This is a genomic window from Pseudomonas sp. NPDC087814 (assembly GCF_044742865.1).
Taxonomy (GTDB): domain Bacteria; phylum Pseudomonadota; class Gammaproteobacteria; order Pseudomonadales; family Pseudomonadaceae; genus Aquipseudomonas.
In genome coordinates, this window is sequence record NZ_JBIUVK010000021.1 from 57,352 (window position 1) to 72,162 (window position 14,811).

Genomic DNA, 14,811 nt, shown 5'->3' on the forward strand with positions numbered 1-14,811 from the left:
CGGGATAGAGCAAGCTCTTCACAGGTGAACTCCCTTTTCTTTTATTTTTATTGAGGGCGCAGGGCGGCGGCAGATAGCCACTATTTGGCGCTCTGTCTGTATAGCTCAATTCGAAAAGGAGGTTTGTAACTTAAGGTTAACGAGGTAGGAGCGAGCTTGCCCGCTCCTACAGGGAGGCAAATCAGGGCAGCACGGTCCAGATGGCAAAGCCGGCGTACCACAGCACGGCGGCACGCAGCAGCAACTCCCAGATACGATCAAGGCTGTTGATGCCCTCGGCGCCTACCACCGGTGGCGGGATCTCCGCGGCCACCAGGCCCACCTTCTCCACCAGTTGCGCAGCACTGATGTCCCAGCTCAGCAGCTCATGCAGCATCACCCGGCCGACCGCCACAAAGTTGCCGACCAAGGCAAAACTCGCCGCCAGCAAACGTACCGGCAACCAGTCGAAGGCATGGCGCAACTGCCCGGCACGCTCGGCCACCAGCGGGTTCTTGCTGTTCTCGGTCGCCAGCGCCAGCAGACGGTAGGCCAGGGCGGCCACCGGCCCGAGGAGGAAGTACCAGAAAATCACCGCGAAGAAGCTTTGGTAGGCCTGCCACAACAGATGGCCCTGGACCCGCTCCAGCAACTGTTCACCACTGTCGGCGCTGATGCTCAAGTCACGTTCGGCCACATGTTCGGCCGCTTGCAGGTCACCCCGGCGCCAGGCATCACGGAACGGGCCCAATCCGGCCAGGAGATCGCCACGGCCCAGGCTGTAGATCACCACCAGCAGGTGCACCGGCAGCGCCAACAGGCCATAGGCCACTGGCTCCAGCACCAGCAACAACAACGCAAGCAAGGCCACCGGCAGCAGCACCAGCAATGTGAGGATCAGCCACGGCTGCTTGCCCAGGCTGGCGCTCGACTCCAGCTTGGCCAGTTCCCGCAACCAACCGCCATCACGTTGTATTCGGTGACGCAGGGCCGAGAACTTCTCGATCCATACCGCCAGCACCAACACCAGAAAACTCATTGTGCGTGTCCTCCATCCTGCAAGGCGCTGCGAAAGCGCGCCCAATCAAATTCGGGTCCGGGGTCGGTCTTGCGTCCCGGGGCGATATCGCTATGGCCACAAATGCGCTGGCGGGTAATGCCCGTGTACGCCGCCAGCAACTGGCGCGTCAGGGCGATCAGGGATTGATACTGGGCATCGGTGAAGGGCAGGTCATCAGTGCCCTCCAACTCGATCCCCAGGGAAAAGTCGTTACACGTCTCACGCCCCTCGAAGCTCGATACCCCGGCATGCCAGGCCCGGTCCCGACACGAGACAAACTGCGTCACCGCGCCATCACGCTCAATCAGAAAATGCGCAGAAACCCGTAGGTCGGCAATACCTTCAAAGTAGGGATGTTCCGTGACATCCAGGCGATTCTGGAAAAACTCGTGCACCTTGCCGGTGGCGAATTGCGCCGGTGGCAGGCTGATGTTGTGCACCACCAACAGGGAAATCTCGCCACCGGGGCGCTCGTTGAAGTTGGGCGAGGGGCAATGGCGAATGCCCTGGCACCAACCGCTGGCGGGGTCCAACTGCATACTGGTTCCTTGAACGAGGCTGGGGTGACTCAGTATGCCGCGTTCCGCTGTCTGGTTGCGATCACTTGGCGCGATGAAGTTGGCGCAGGTTGCCAATCACCGAAGCCAGGGCGCGGTCGAACAACAGCGCATCATCCAGGGTTCGCACCGCGCCACGCTTGAACTCCAGGGCCAGTTCAAGCGGATTTTTTTCCAATACCTTGAGGCCGGTTCGATTGACGAAAATGCAGGTATTGCCCGGCGCAATAATCGCCGTCAGCTTGCAACGCAGGGTGTTTTCGGCGTCTTCCTGAAATTCCACCCAGCAACCGATCCGCAGTTGGCGAACCTTGAGCAGGTCGGGATCATCTTCCGGCAGGCTCGCCTCGATGGCCGGTGCCGCGGGACTGAGGACGAATGCCTCGCGCACCTCGACTTGCGACAGCGACGGTTGTTCCTCGGCACTGCCCCGGAACGACTGGACATGCAGGGTTTGCAAGCGGGTGAAAAATTCCCGGGTAATGAAGGGATCGAATGCCGCGCCGCTCAACCCATCGCGCAAGGCTTTCAGCAAGCCTGGCAACTGCTCCAGCAGGTGCCGGCCGGCTTCGGTGTCTTCGCTGAGGCCGACACTCCAGATCAACTCGTCCATGGTGCGCAACCCGGCCAGCCATTGTGGCGAGTGCTCGCCATGCTTCAGGCACGCCAGCAACAGCACCTGGCTCCAGGCCTGTTGCAGGAACTGCACCACGACCTCGGGCAGTACTTTGCCCAGCAACCGCAGATTGAGGGCTTCGGCTACACGCTGACGAGCGATTTCGGTACGGGCGCGCCCTTCTTCCGCATCGCGGGTACGTTGCTCCAGCAATTCGCTGCGGCGTCGCTCGTCATGGGTAAACGCGGTGAACTCGGTCAGTAACTGGGAAAAGATTGCCGGATCATCCACAAAATCATTCAACAACCGCTGCACCACCTGCTCGATGTGCAGGTACAGGCTGTCGCGCTGATAATCGTCGCGCTGGCTCCAGCCCATGGCCGCCGAAGCGATTTCATTGAGCAAGCGTCGCGCCGGGTGATTGGTGCGGCTGAAAAAACTCTTGTCCAGCACCGCCACTTTCAGCATCGGAATCTGCAGGCGCGCGATCAGCGCCTTGAGGGACTCGGGCACCGTACCGTCATTGAGGATGAACTCGAACAGCATGGCGATCAGGTTGATCACATCCTCGTCCGCATCCTCCACCACCCGCGACTTGCCGCTCTTGACGCTGACCCGGGTCAGCAGTTGTTCAAGCTGGTTGCGCAGGTCGAAATCATCCTCGACCTCAGGCTCAGGCACATATTGCTGCAAATGGGAGAGCAGGCGCAGCAGGTCACGGGTGGAGATGGGCTGGGTCTCGGCGCTGGCTTCCAGCGTGGGTGCCACGCTGCCGCGCACTGCCGACAGCAATTCCTGCAACGCCGCGAAAACTTCCTGGCCGCTGTCGTCTGCCGGGTGGCCGGCAATCGGCGGGGTGTCTTCAGGCAACTCGGCCGTGGCGACGGCGCGCCGCGATGGCACGGCCTTGAGTTCGGGCAATACGCCGGTGGCGATCAGCAACTGATTGGCTTCGCCGTACAACAGATCAGCGTCACTGAGCACGTATTTCTCAAACAGCTTGAGAATGATCAGCTTGACCCGGATTTCCACGCCAAGGCTGCGTCCTGCTTGCAGAAAAAACGCGCACAGCATTGCCGGGCCCAGGGGGTTGTCCCGATCATCCAGGCGTTTGTCGAGCAAGGCATTGAGCCGGGCTGTCAATTGCCCAAGGGCGAGCCCGTCACGGCGCAGCACCTTGCCCAGCATGGCCTCGAGCGCGACGGCTTTTTCCAGCTCATCGCCCGAGACCCCGGGCGCCGCGGTGTAGGACACCACCGGAATCAGTTGCAGCTCACCGCGCTCCACGTTGCCAAGATTGGCAAACGCTTCGTAGAGTTGCTCCATGAAGCCACGCTCGAAATTCTTGCGCTTGAGGCGCAGGTCGCGCATGGCTTCAAAGAAAATACCGTGGTCGACGTTACTGCGGGTCTTGTCGGCCATTTCGAACAGGGTGTCGTCGGCGTTATCAAACAGCTCCTGCAGTCCCTGCCTGAGTTGCTGCGCCGCCTTGTCACGGACCTGGAGCAACACCACCGGCAGGCGGGCGAGCGGCGATGGCGTCGCCCGTGCCTTATTGATCGGCACCACCTTCCCGTCATTGTGCATCCTGGCCTCCTGAAACGGCGGTATTCGATTGTGTGAAGGATCGGTGCAGCAACGGCGCGAAGCACGCCGGGGCACTGCGAAAATCGGGCTATCACCGTGACGTCAAAGCTATGACGCCAATTGCAAGGCGCGAGATTATCTTGCAAATGAGGGTTGTTGCGCCAGCGAACTCTGTGATTGCCGTGTAAATGAACATCGCGCACCGCACCCGTGGTGCCAGTTGCCTTGGGTTCAGGCCCGCCCTGCCCCTATAATCCAGGCACTTTGTTTGTGGAGCCTGTTATGCCCAATCTTCGTCTAGCCGACCTGACCGCCGAAATCGAAGCCAACGTGCGTCGCGCACTGCTGGAAGACATCGGCAGCGGGGATATCACCGCACAACTGATCCCCGCCGAACGCCTGGCCAAGGCCACGATCATCACGCGCGACGCCGCCGTCATCAGCGGCACGGCCTGGGTGGAAGCGGTGTTTCGCCAATTGGACCCACGCGTCGCGGTGCATTGGCAGGTACGCGACGGCGAACGTGTCAGCCCCAACCAGGCGCTGTTTCACCTCGAAGGCCCGGCCCGCTCGCTGCTCAGTGGCGAGCGTTGCGCGCTGAATTTCCTGCAACTGTTGTCAGGCGTTGCCACCCGCGCCCAATACCTGGCGGACTTTGTCGCGTCCACCCAGGTCAAGCTGCTGGATACCCGCAAGACCCTGCCCGGCCTGCGCCTGGCGCAAAAATATGCGGTGACCTGCGGCGGTTGCCACAACCACCGCATCGGCCTGTATGACGCGTTCCTGATCAAGGAAAACCATATCGCGGCCTGCGGCGGCATTGCCCAGGCGATCAGCGCCGCCCACAAGATCGCCCCGGGCAAGCCGGTGGAAATCGAAGTGGAAAGCCTGGAGGAACTGCGTGAGGCACTGGCGGCGGGCGCCGATATCATCATGCTGGATGAGCTGAGCCTGGATGACATGCGCGAAGCGGTGCGCCTGAACAACGGCAAAGCCAAGCTGGAGGCCAGTGGCGGGATCAACGAAAGCACCCTGCTGCCCATCGCTGAAACCGGCGTGGACTACATCTCCATCGGGGCGATGACCAAGGATGTGAAGGCGGTGGATTTGTCGATGCGGCTTAGTCTCTGAAACGCCCTTGAATGTAAGCGCCTGCTTTTGTGGCGAGGGAGCTTGCTCCCGCTGGAGTGCGCAGCGCTCCAAAGGTTTTCGGGGTCGCTTGGCAACCCAGCGGGAGCAAGCCCCCTCGCCACATCAAACTTGTGTCAGATCGCGAGATTGTTCATCCCGCAATACTCGTTCCAGTCGACACCCAACACCTCGGCCGCTTCCTTGTGCAAAGCCAGGCGCGCCGCCTCGAACGCTTCGGGGGTGGAGGTGTACTTCAGGGTCAGTTCCCATGGCTGCAGGCCCTGGGCCTCGGCCTCATCCTCAAACGCCCATTGGATCTGGTCCCTTTGATCATCGGCGCTCAGGTCCTTGATCTCATCCAGCAGTTCCGGCGACTCCGCGACGTACTTTTTGAGGGCTGCTTCGTGCCGCGCTTCCTGGGTCATTTCTTGTGTGGTCATGTCGTTCTCTTAGATCGAGGAATGGGGATGCATCTGGGTCATCAAGGTCGCGCAGATACAAAAGAACAGGCATGAATACCGGTTCGTCTGGCCTTCAGAACCATTCTGGGATCATCTGAAAACTGTGTTGCCTTTGTGCCCGAGACAGGAATCGAACCTGCGACCTTCGCGTTACGAGTGCGCTGCTCTACCGGCTGAGCTACACGGGCGGTGGGCTAAAGCTAGCACTGCCTTGGACGTCCGGCAACTCACTGCATTTCGAGGGCAATCACGCCTTGCACCCAAAAGCGTGGCTGCAGGTGACCGTTACTCAGGCCCATGTAGTGCTCGCTGCGCTCCTTGAGTCGGGGCACGTCACGAATCGCGACGAACACCAGCAAGCCCACGGCCACGACGCTCGCGGCCATCCACACCCTGTACAACGCCGGTACCGGGGCGACCGATGGAACGCGCCACACATGCAATCCCATCAGCCAGCCAACCACCAGCGCCAGCCAGAGTTGCGACACCGGCATCACGATTACCCCATCCACCTGTGCCTGGGTCAGTGCACCGATCAGCGAGGCAAACAGGCACAGGCGCAACAGGTCCACGGGCGCCAAGGACAACGCACGCTCACGCAACACGCCCAAGGTTGACCAACCCGCCCACGCAACCAACGCGATCATGCAGAGCGTCGACGGTACGCCCCATTCGCTGGCCCACTGCAGAATCGCCTGGTGAGGGTGAGCGGCAATGTCATTGGCGATGTCGGCAAAATGCATCGGCCCGAAACCCAGCCAGGGCCGCTCGATAATCATGCTCCAGGCCTGCCACCATATCGGCCCACGCCCCGAGAGGCTGGTGGTCAGTCGATCTACGGCACCATTGGAAATTACAATCCCCAAGTACCCTGCCAGCACTGTGAAGACCAACCAATACAACACTAACCCACAGGCCAGTGCCGCCAACTGCCAACCCAGCCAACGGCGCCCCTGCGGCCCCAGAAACATCAGCACGCAGCCGGCAGCGCCCATACCGAGCCAGGTGCCGCGGGTACCGCCACCGATCGCGATCAGCCACCAGACACACAGCAGGGCGAACACTGCGCCCCGCGCTGGACGAGCGACGTTTGAAACCAGCAAGGGAAGCGCCAGCAGCGGCAGGGTGAAGGTCTGGAACTGACCGTAGAAACGTTTATTGGAGAACCCGGACAACAGCAAATCGGTATTCACGATTGCTTCGCCGCTGGTGAAGGCGAGGACCCCGGCGTGCAGATATTGAATGCTTTTAACCATGCACAGCAGCAATACGAACAGGACCAATACACGATCCAGGGACTCATCCCCATTGCGCCTGGCCCGGCTGAAAGCCACAGCAGTGGCGCAACAACTGATGAGCAGCGCCAGCTCGGTCAACGCCCAGAGTGGCTGGTGGGCCAACAGGGCCGAAACCAGCCCCGCGCCCCCGATCAGCGACACCCCGAGCGCTGTCGACCTGTCTACGCATCGCTCTGCCCGTGGCAAGCACAGCCCATACACCACCGCACACAGCCCCACGGATATCTGCACCGCACGTTGCCAGTCATGGCTACTGAACGGCGCGCAGATAGCCAGCATCAGCAGACACATAACCACGACGAGGAATATGTTCCCCCGCTGCTGGACAGACGACGTCATCGGCAACCTCTACTTCCTTGTGATGGGCGTAGAGCGGTTTACACACACGCTCTTCCTTGCTGCGTAAACAGTAGACGACCTGATGATCACGCGCCGCCGGAAGCACAACCTTTAGCGGCGTATTGGTCTTCTGCCGTGGTGGTGCACTTCCAGCCGGTTGTGGCGCTACGGGTCAAGGTGATGATCTTGCCCAGGACCGGCGCGGGTGCATCGAGGATTTCACAGGCAATCGTGCCAGCACCGGTGGCGATGTCGCCGGTCACGTCAATCTTGCAGTTGGCCGTGGGGCTGGTCCCGCCGATCAATGCCAGGGTCGGTGGCGTCCCCTGGTTCAGCGTGTCTTCAAAGCCCGCCTTCAACGCGGAGACTTCGGCCAGCCCTGCGGTGAACTTGGCCTTGGCCTGGTGCTTGGTATACATGGGCAGGCCGATGGTGGCCAAAATGCCGATGATTGCCACGACGATCAACAATTCGATCAAGGTAAAACCTTTCTGACGCATCACATTCACTCTCCAGAATAAAACCTTTCGCGAGGCGCATCCTGCACCCCGTCTCGGCAACCGCGCCAGTGTACTCACCCCCGCGCAACCAATGCTGAACAAGACGCACAAACTGACATTTTTTCGCTCACGGCGAGCCTGCCCGAATTCGTCACCTGACTAAGCTATAAATCTTCCACTGTCTGTGTGCGGAACCGTGAAATGAATGATGTTTCAGCGATCTATGCCTGGGAAGGCGTCAACCGCAAAGGGCGCAAGGTATCCGGAGAAACCCGCGGTCACAATCCCGCCCTGATCAAGGCACTGCTGCGCCAGCAAGGTATCAATCCTGGGCGCGTACGCAAGAAATTCGCCGGTTGGCCGAGCCTCGCCCTGCCGGTCAAACCGGCAGAGATCGCCCTCTTCACCCGCCAATTGGCGACGCTGCTGAAGGCTGGTATCGCACTTTTACAGGCGCTGGATATCATCGCCGAGGGCTTCGACAACCGGCATATGCGGGAGCTGGTACAAGGCTTGAAGCAGGAGATCGCCGCCGGCAGCAGCCTGGCTGTCGCCTTGCAGAAATACCCACGCTACTTCGATGATCTGTACTGCAACCTGGTTGCGGCGGGTGAACAGGCGGGCGCACTCGAAGCGCTGCTGGAAAGGGTGGCCATTCACCTGGAAAAAAGCGAACAACTGAAAGCCAGAATCAAGAAGGCCATGACCTATCCCGTGACGGTACTGGCAGTCGCCACCGCTGTCAGCGCAATCCTGCTGATTCACGTGGTGCCGCAGTTTCAGGGGTTGTTTGCCGGCGTCGATGCACAACTGCCGGGCTTTACCCTGGGCGTCATCAGCCTGTCGGAGTTCATGCAGCAAAGCTGGTGGATGCTGATCCTGGCGGCGGGTGCCGGTTTCGCAGGACTGCGCAAAGCCTATCGCTCGTCCACAGGCTTTCGCCACTGGCTCGATGCCAGTTTGTTGAAAGCTCCCGTGGCAGGCACACTGCTGAAAAAATCGGCGGTCGCCCGCTATGCTCGCACGCTCTCGACCACCTTTGCGGCGGGCGTTCCATTGGTGCAGGCATTGGATTCCGTGGCCGGCGCCACGGGTAACGGGCAGTTCAAACAGGCAATCAATCGTATGCGGCACGACGTTGCAACCGGAATCCAGCTGAATGAATCCATGGCCATAAGCGGCCTGTTTCCAGGCATGGCGATCCAGATGACGGCTATCGGCGAGGAGTCGGGCACCCTCGATAACATGCTGGAAAAAGTCGCCTGCCACTACGAGGCTGACGTCGATAACCTGGTGGACAACCTTACCAGCCTCATGGAGCCGCTGATCATGGTGGTACTCGGCGGCATCGTCGGGGCATTGGTGCTGGCCATGTACCTGCCGATCTTTCAACTCGGTACAGCCTTTTGAGCACGCCACTGACTGAGATCCTCGTTTATCAGCCGTGGGTGTTTGTGTCAGGCGCGTTGCTGCTGGGCTTGATTGTCGGCAGTTTTATCAACGTGCTGGTATGGCGCCTGCCGAAGATGCTGGAACGTGAATGGCGAGCCCAGGCCCATGAAGTACTGGGCCTTCCCGCCGAGCCCATCGCGGCTCCCTATAACCTGATGCGCCCCAACTCCTGTTGCCCACACTGCAGCCACCCGATTCGCCCCTGGGAGAATATTCCGCTGCTCAGTTATGTACTGCTCAAGGGACGTTGCTCAAGTTGCCATCAACCTATTGGCGCGCGTTATCCCATCACCGAACTGGCGTGCGGGCTGATCTCGGCGGTTGTCGCCTGGCATTTCGGTTTTGGCTGGGCAGCCGGAGCGGTGTTGTTGTTGAGTTGGGGCTTGCTGGCGATGAGCCTGATCGATGCAGACCACCAACTGCTGCCGGATGTGCTGGTGCTGCCGTTGCTGTGGCTGGGCCTGATCCTCAACAGCTTTGGCGTTTTTGTTTCATTGCCCGATGCGCTGTGGGGCGCGGTAGCCGGTTACATGAGCCTGTGGTCGGTGTTCTGGGTGTTCAAGCTGATTACCGGCAAGGACGGGATGGGGCACGGGGATTTCAAGCTGCTGGCCATGCTCGGTGCCTGGGGCGGCTGGCAGATCCTGCCGATGACGCTGTTGCTGTCTTCCCTGGTGGGTGTGATGGGAGGCCTGATTCTATTGCGCCTGCGCAAAGCCCACGCATCCACTCCAATGCCTTTTGGTCCGTATCTGGCAATTGCCGGCTGGATTGCATTGCTCTGGGGTGGTCAAATAACCGACTTCTATTTGCAGTCTGTCGGTTTCAGATGACCACTTCTGTCGCAACACCCTGGATTCTTGGCCTCACTGGCGGCATCGGCAGTGGCAAAAGCGCGGCCGCCGAACACTTCGTCCGGCTTGGCGTGGACTTGATTGACGCCGACCACGCCGCGCGCTGGGTAGTCGAACCCGGGCGCCCTGCCCTGGCGCAGATTGCCGGGCATTTCGGTGCGGATGTGCTGCAGCCTGACGGGCAACTGGACCGCGGCGCGTTGCGCAAGCTGATCTTCGAAGTGCCCCACGAGCGCCGCTGGCTGGAGGCGTTGCTGCACCCGCTGATCGCCGAGGAGATTCGCAGCCACCTGGCGCGTGCACAATCGCCTTACGCGATCCTGGTGTCACCGCTGCTGATCGAGTCCGGCCAGTACACCATGACCCAGCGGGTGCTGGTGATCGACGTGCCGCAATCGTTGCAGATACAGCGTACCCTGCAACGCGATGGCATCAGCGAAGCGCAGGTGCAGGCGATTCTCAAGGCCCAGGCCACCCGTGAAGACCGCCTGCGCCATGCCGATGACGTGCTGGTCAATGACCAGGACCTGGCCCGGCTGCACGCCGAGGTCGAGCGACTGCACCACTTTTACCTTACTTTGCGTGGAGGCCGATCATGAGCCAACCCTTGAACGTCGAATGCCCAACCTGCGGCGCACCTGTGGAATGGAAAGCAGAAAACGTCAACCGTCCCTTCTGTTCGGACCGTTGCAAACTGATCGACCTGGGCGCCTGGGCGTCCGAGGAACACAAGATCCCGGTCAGCCCGGACGCCGAGGACGACCTGTTCTCCGAAGACTTTCAGCCCAAACACTAAGGCCGCATAAAGCCATAGTCCTGCTGGTCGTCGAGATTCTCTGCAAGGTACTGCAGCTCGTCGGCCAGGTCTTCAAAACTGCGCACGCCCTTGCTCTGCTGCACCACCGCACTGAGCATGGCGCGCAGGGTCAAGCCCGGGTCAAAGCCGATTTCCTGCGCCGCGTCCTGGCTTCTGCGTAACTCCTGCCGTGCCCACTCGTACACACTCATGATTCCGTGCTCCTGGAAATTTTGCAGAGCATGCGACCACTTGCGCGTGCGGCATTTGACCTGGATCAAGGCCGCGGATCGTCATCCTTCCAGGGCGCCGAGAGGTAGCGAGTGCGGTTGAATGTCTCCAGCCACTCGGGGCAGAACACCACCAGGGCGCTGATCACCATGCCGTTGATAAAGGCCTCGGGGAAAATGATCAGCCACAAGTAGCCGACAAAATCCTCGATCCATTCCGGCATCGCAAAACGGCCATCGAACCACAGCAGCCCCAGGCCTGCCAGCAGGCACAGCAAGGCCGACAGTGCGGCGGCGAAAAAGCCCGAACAGAAGATATACACAAAGGGATTGCGTGGCTTCGCCCGCTCCACCAGCAGCGCACAGCCTTCGGTGACCAGCACCGGCAACAGGATCAGCAGCATGCCGTTGATCCCCACGGCGGCCAGGTCCTGGCGGCCGAGCAACACCAGGCCGATTTGCGCGGCAAAGCCTCCGACGATCGCCAGGGGCCAATCGAGCAACAAGGTCACGGCGGTCATGCCGATGAAGTGGTAGGACACCCCAGTGTCGAAATCCCGGCGCACCAACCACAACATGAACAGTGCGAATACGGTGCCGAACAGCAAGTGCTGGCGTCGGCGGTCGGCAAACAGCTCGACCCACGGCGAACGCAGGAGCGCCCACATCACCACCGGCGCATACAGCAGCCAGCCGATGCTGAGGGTTTCCGGCGCCAGCACCGCTGCACTGATCACGGCTGCACCTGCTCCAGGGCCTGGCGCAGTTCAGCGGCGGAGTCGTATTCGTGCTGCGCCACCAGCGTCCCGTGATCCAGTTGCAGCCACAGCACTTTATCCACAGGTGCGGGATAGCGCGGGGTAACACGAGCATCGCGGTCGAGCATGACGCGATAGTTGTAGGCCTGCATCGCCGGCACCGCGAACATCTTCGCGATCAGCCGGGGCATGCGCTGGATATCGGCGAGAAACACCGCATGCCGAGCCTCCAGGTAACCCTTGGGCTGGCCTTGCAGCGCCGCATCGACGATCTTGGCGGCGTCCATGCTGCGCGCTACGAGCAAGGTTTGCGCCTGGTCATCCAGGGTGTAGGCCTGGTCGAACTGATCAAGCAACGTCCAGGGTGCAACGCGCTCACCCACTTCGACGGCTTGGGCCCACACGGGCAAAAGACTCAAGAACAGCACCACAAAACCCTTCACTGCATACTCCTCATGCCACGGGACTGTCGAGTGGCCAGTCTACACCGACCTTTTGACGCAGGACTTCCTGCGGTCATCATTTGGACGCTAAGCTGGTGACATGGATGACTCAGATTATTTGCGCCTGCTCACCGTAGCGGCCGAACAAGCCAACGCGTTCCTGTCCAATGCCCGCAAATGGGAGCGTGAGCGTTGGGTCTGCCAGCGCCTGTTGCAAGGCTTGAACGTGCCCTACCGCGCCGAAGAATTCCACGCCGCCGGGCAAGAACCGCCGGACGTGCTGTTTCGCGACGCCAGTTTCGAAGTGTTTTTCGTACTCGATGAAGGCCGGCGCCTGAACGATGAATGGCGCGACGAACTGCTGCGGCGGCGCAGCGCGTTTTCCCTGAGCCAACTGGTTCGGCGAGAAGCCAAGCCCCGGCGCATTCCCGCCCACGAATTCCTGTTGCGCCTGGCGCCCACCCTGCGCAAGAAGGCCCACAACTATAAAGAGCGCGGGATGGACCTGGGGGAGCTGGACCTCATCGCCTTCGCCAGCCTCAAGCGCGAAGTACTGGACCTCAACAGTCACTTCCCTCCTCCCACCGAGTACCTGCGCCAGGGCTGGCGCTCGCTGTCCCTCGTGGGGCCGACCTTCGCCCGCGTACTGTTCGCGCACCCGGACGCACCGGACTTCTTGCGCAACAATCTGGGGCGCAGCATAGTGTTCGATGTGGGCATCAGCCTGTGATCGGGTTGGCGACTATGCTTCAGGCAATGCCGCCAATCACCCGACTGTAACGTGGCGCCCTTCAGCAACGTCTATCTGACGAGGCCTTTATGACCAGCCGCCTGAACCCCGACGACCAACAGCATGTCGAAGAGTACCTGCAACTGTCCCAGAACCAAGTCGAGCGCAAGCCTTTCCGGCCCTGGCTGCTCCTTGCGGTGGTGCTGGTTGCTGTGATCGGCCTGGGTTTGCTGAGCCGCCTTTTGAGTTACCTGACGCTATGAGCTGCCTGGCGCTCGCTCAGGTAACTGCACCGATTTCCTTTAGCCTTGCGAGATATCCCCATGACCCATCGTATTATTATCGTCGGCGGCGGCGCCGGCGGCCTGGAGTTGGCTACCCGCCTGGGTAAGACTCTGGGCAAGCGCGGCATCGCCAGCGTCACCCTGGTGGATGCCAACCTCACCCACATCTGGAAACCCTTGCTCCACGAGGTGGCGGCCGGCTCGCTGAACTCTTCGGAAGACGAACTCAATTATGTTGCCCAAGCCAAATGGAACCACTTCGAGTTCCAGCTGGGGCGCATGAGCGGGCTTGATCGCGAGCAGAAAAAAATCCAGCTGGCCGCCACCCTCGACGAGGAAGGCCGGGAACTGGTGCCCGCGCGCGTGCTGGGCTACGACAGCCTGGTGATCGCCGTCGGCAGCACCACCAATGACTTCGGCACCGAAGGCGCGGCGCAACACTGCCTGTTCCTCGACACCCGCAAGCAGGCTGAGCGTTTCCACCAGCAATTGCTCAATCACTATCTGCGCGCCCATGCCGGGCAGACGGACGTGGTAGAGCAGATCAGCGTCGCCATCGTCGGCGCCGGTGCCACCGGCGTCGAGCTGGCCGCCGAGCTGCATAACGCCGCACATGAACTGGCCGCCTATGGCCTGGACAAGATCAAGCCGGAAAACATGCACATCACCCTGATCGAAGCCGGCCCACGGGTGTTGCCTGCACTGCCGGAGCGTATTGGCGGGCCCGTACATAAAACCCTGGAGAAACTCGGGGTGACCGTCCTGACCAACTCCGCCGTCAGTGAAGTGACGGCCGACGCCCTGATCACCAGCAGCGGCCAGGTAATCCCGGCCAGTCTCAAGGTCTGGGCCGCCGGGATTCGTGCGCCAGGCTTCCTCAAGGACATCGACGGCCTGGAAACCAACCGTATCAACCAACTGCAAGTGCTGCCGACCCTGCAAACCACCCGCGACGAGAACATCTTCGCCTTTGGTGACTGCGCGGCCTGCCCGCAACCCGGCACCGATCGCAATGTGCCGCCACGGGCCCAAGCGGCTCACCAACAGGCCTCGTTGCTGGCCAAATCGCTGAAACTGCGAATCGAGGGCAAGGACCTGCCGTCGTACAAGTACACCGACTACGGCTCGCTGATCTCGCTGTCGCGCTTCTCGGCGGTGGGTAACTTGATGGGCAACCTGACGGGCAGCGTGATGCTGGAAGGCTGGCTGGCGCGGATGTTCTATGTGTCGCTGTATCGCATGCACCAGATGGCGCTGTATGGCTTCTTCCGCACGGCGATGCTGATGCTGGGGAGCAAGATCGGGCGAGGGACCGAGCCGCGCCTGAAACTGCACTGACAGCACGTTCCGGGATAGGACTCGGTGAGTGTGGGAGCGGGCTTGCTCGCGAAAGCGGTGGTTCAGTGCCAGATGCACTGGCTGACACACCGCTTTCGCGAGCAAGCCCGCTCCCACATTTGTTTTGTGGTGAGGCCAGGATTCCGCGCACAAAAAAAATCCCCGTATCTTTCGATACGAGGATTTTTAATATGGTCGGGGTAAGGGGATTCGAACTCCTGACATCCTGCTCCCAAAGCAGGCGCGCTACCGGACTGCGCTATACCCCGGTTTTGAAATTGGCTCCGTGACCAGGACTCGAACCTGGGACCCAATGATTAACAGTCATTTGCTCTACCGACTGAGCTATCACGGAACTACATATTTCAAAGTGTTACGTTGTTGCATGTTACCTTCTC

General features: G+C 60.8%; 17 protein-coding genes and 3 tRNA genes. 8 read left to right on the forward strand and 12 right to left on the reverse strand.

What is annotated here, in order from left to right:
• Nucleotides 1-181: 181 nt before the first annotated feature.
• The 3 genes from ampE to ACIOMR_RS17375 all read right to left on the reverse strand — a co-directional run bounded on the left by ampE (nucleotide 182) and on the right by ACIOMR_RS17375 (nucleotide 3,799).
• The gene (gene ampE / locus ACIOMR_RS17365; protein ID WP_003215936.1) at nucleotides 182-1,018 is read right to left on the reverse strand and encodes a regulatory signaling modulator protein AmpE; all 837 of its coding nucleotides are present in this window, start codon (nucleotides 1,016-1,018) and stop codon (nucleotides 182-184) included.
• Nucleotides 1,015-1,578: a 1,6-anhydro-N-acetylmuramyl-L-alanine amidase AmpD gene (gene ampD, locus ACIOMR_RS17370; RefSeq protein ID WP_003215934.1), complete on the reverse strand. Its 564-nt coding sequence runs from the start codon at nucleotides 1,576-1,578 to the stop codon at nucleotides 1,015-1,017. Before ampD ends, ampE begins: the two co-directional genes overlap by 4 nt.
• 61 nt (nucleotides 1,579-1,639) lie before the next feature.
• Nucleotides 1,640-3,799, reverse strand: a complete 2,160-nt coding sequence (locus ACIOMR_RS17375; RefSeq protein WP_087694621.1) for a DUF1631 domain-containing protein — start codon at nucleotides 3,797-3,799, stop codon at nucleotides 1,640-1,642.
• A gap of 282 nt (nucleotides 3,800-4,081) precedes the next feature.
• On the opposite strand from ACIOMR_RS17375, the gene nadC reads away from it, so the two are divergent.
• Nucleotides 4,082-4,930 carry a carboxylating nicotinate-nucleotide diphosphorylase gene (gene nadC / locus ACIOMR_RS17380; RefSeq protein ID WP_008437288.1) on the forward strand — a complete coding sequence of 283 codons (849 nt, stop codon included), beginning with the start codon at nucleotides 4,082-4,084 and terminating at the stop codon, nucleotides 4,928-4,930.
• 134 nt (nucleotides 4,931-5,064) lie between these two features.
• Here the strand turns inward: nadC and ACIOMR_RS17385 are convergent, their stop codons facing one another.
• The 4 genes from ACIOMR_RS17385 to ACIOMR_RS17400 all read right to left on the reverse strand — a co-directional run bounded on the left by ACIOMR_RS17385 (nucleotide 5,065) and on the right by ACIOMR_RS17400 (nucleotide 7,528).
• On the reverse strand, nucleotides 5,065-5,370 hold the full coding sequence (locus tag ACIOMR_RS17385; RefSeq protein WP_008437299.1) for a DUF6388 family protein: 306 nt from the start codon (nucleotides 5,368-5,370) through the stop codon (nucleotides 5,065-5,067).
• 136 nt (nucleotides 5,371-5,506) lie between these two features.
• Nucleotides 5,507-5,579, reverse strand: a tRNA-Thr gene (locus ACIOMR_RS17390).
• A gap of 39 nt (nucleotides 5,580-5,618) precedes the next feature.
• Nucleotides 5,619-7,028, reverse strand: coding sequence for an O-antigen ligase family protein (locus ACIOMR_RS17395; protein ID WP_401195442.1), 1,410 nt, complete (start codon nucleotides 7,026-7,028; stop codon nucleotides 5,619-5,621).
• A gap of 86 nt (nucleotides 7,029-7,114) precedes the next feature.
• Nucleotides 7,115-7,528 (reverse strand): pilin, encoded by a 414-nt coding sequence (locus ACIOMR_RS17400; RefSeq protein WP_087694624.1) that lies wholly within the window; start codon nucleotides 7,526-7,528, stop codon nucleotides 7,115-7,117.
• A gap of 201 nt (nucleotides 7,529-7,729) precedes the next feature.
• Here ACIOMR_RS17400 and ACIOMR_RS17405 point away from each other — a divergent pair, with 201 nt between their 5' ends.
• The 4 genes from ACIOMR_RS17405 to yacG are packed head-to-tail and all read left to right on the forward strand — an operon-like array spanning nucleotide 7,730 to nucleotide 10,630.
• Nucleotides 7,730-8,938: a type II secretion system F family protein gene (locus ACIOMR_RS17405; protein ID WP_218175026.1), complete on the forward strand. Its 1,209-nt coding sequence runs from the start codon at nucleotides 7,730-7,732 to the stop codon at nucleotides 8,936-8,938.
• Entirely contained in the window at nucleotides 8,935-9,813 is an 879-nt protein-coding gene (locus ACIOMR_RS17410) for an A24 family peptidase (RefSeq protein ID WP_003215922.1), read from the forward strand. The genes ACIOMR_RS17405 and ACIOMR_RS17410 overlap by 4 nt, the downstream gene beginning before the upstream one ends.
• The gene (gene coaE / locus ACIOMR_RS17415; protein ID WP_401195447.1) at nucleotides 9,810-10,433 is read left to right on the forward strand and encodes a dephospho-CoA kinase; all 624 of its coding nucleotides are present in this window, start codon (nucleotides 9,810-9,812) and stop codon (nucleotides 10,431-10,433) included. Before ACIOMR_RS17410 ends, coaE begins: the two co-directional genes overlap by 4 nt.
• Nucleotides 10,430-10,630, forward strand: a complete 201-nt coding sequence (gene yacG, locus ACIOMR_RS17420; RefSeq protein WP_003215918.1) for a DNA gyrase inhibitor YacG — start codon at nucleotides 10,430-10,432, stop codon at nucleotides 10,628-10,630. Before coaE ends, yacG begins: the two co-directional genes overlap by 4 nt.
• On the opposite strand, the gene ACIOMR_RS17425 is transcribed toward yacG, so the two are convergent.
• The 3 genes from ACIOMR_RS17425 to ACIOMR_RS17435 form a co-directional block, all read right to left on the reverse strand.
• Entirely contained in the window at nucleotides 10,627-10,842 is a 216-nt protein-coding gene (locus tag ACIOMR_RS17425; RefSeq protein ID WP_003215917.1) for a hypothetical protein, read from the reverse strand. The genes yacG and ACIOMR_RS17425 overlap by 4 nt on opposite strands.
• Before the next feature lie 65 nt (nucleotides 10,843-10,907).
• Nucleotides 10,908-11,597, reverse strand: a complete 690-nt coding sequence (locus ACIOMR_RS17430) for an energy-coupling factor ABC transporter permease (RefSeq protein ID WP_003215915.1) — start codon at nucleotides 11,595-11,597, stop codon at nucleotides 10,908-10,910.
• A complete protein-coding gene (locus ACIOMR_RS17435; RefSeq protein ID WP_401195452.1) occupies nucleotides 11,594-12,061 on the reverse strand; it encodes an FAD/FMN-containing dehydrogenase in 468 nt (155 codons plus the stop codon). Before ACIOMR_RS17435 ends, ACIOMR_RS17430 begins: the two co-directional genes overlap by 4 nt.
• A gap of 100 nt (nucleotides 12,062-12,161) precedes the next feature.
• On the opposite strand from ACIOMR_RS17435, the gene ACIOMR_RS17440 reads away from it, so the two are divergent.
• The 3 genes from ACIOMR_RS17440 (at nucleotide 12,162) to ACIOMR_RS17450 (ending at nucleotide 14,413) form a co-directional block, all read left to right on the forward strand.
• The gene (locus ACIOMR_RS17440) at nucleotides 12,162-12,791 is read left to right on the forward strand and encodes a DUF1780 domain-containing protein (RefSeq protein WP_008437312.1); all 630 of its coding nucleotides are present in this window, start codon (nucleotides 12,162-12,164) and stop codon (nucleotides 12,789-12,791) included.
• Between the two features lie 89 nt (nucleotides 12,792-12,880).
• Complete coding sequence (locus ACIOMR_RS17445; protein WP_010174986.1) at nucleotides 12,881-13,054, forward strand: DUF3094 family protein; 174 nt, start codon at nucleotides 12,881-12,883, stop codon at nucleotides 13,052-13,054.
• 60 nt (nucleotides 13,055-13,114) lie between these two features.
• Entirely contained in the window at nucleotides 13,115-14,413 is a 1,299-nt protein-coding gene (locus ACIOMR_RS17450; protein ID WP_003215906.1) for an NAD(P)/FAD-dependent oxidoreductase, read from the forward strand.
• A gap of 192 nt (nucleotides 14,414-14,605) precedes the next feature.
• Here the strand turns inward: ACIOMR_RS17450 and ACIOMR_RS17455 are convergent.
• A tRNA-Pro gene (locus ACIOMR_RS17455) sits at nucleotides 14,606-14,682 on the reverse strand.
• A 10-nt stretch (nucleotides 14,683-14,692) separates the two neighbouring features.
• Nucleotides 14,693-14,768 (reverse strand) — tRNA-Asn (locus ACIOMR_RS17460).
• Nucleotides 14,769-14,811: the final 43 nt, after the last annotated feature.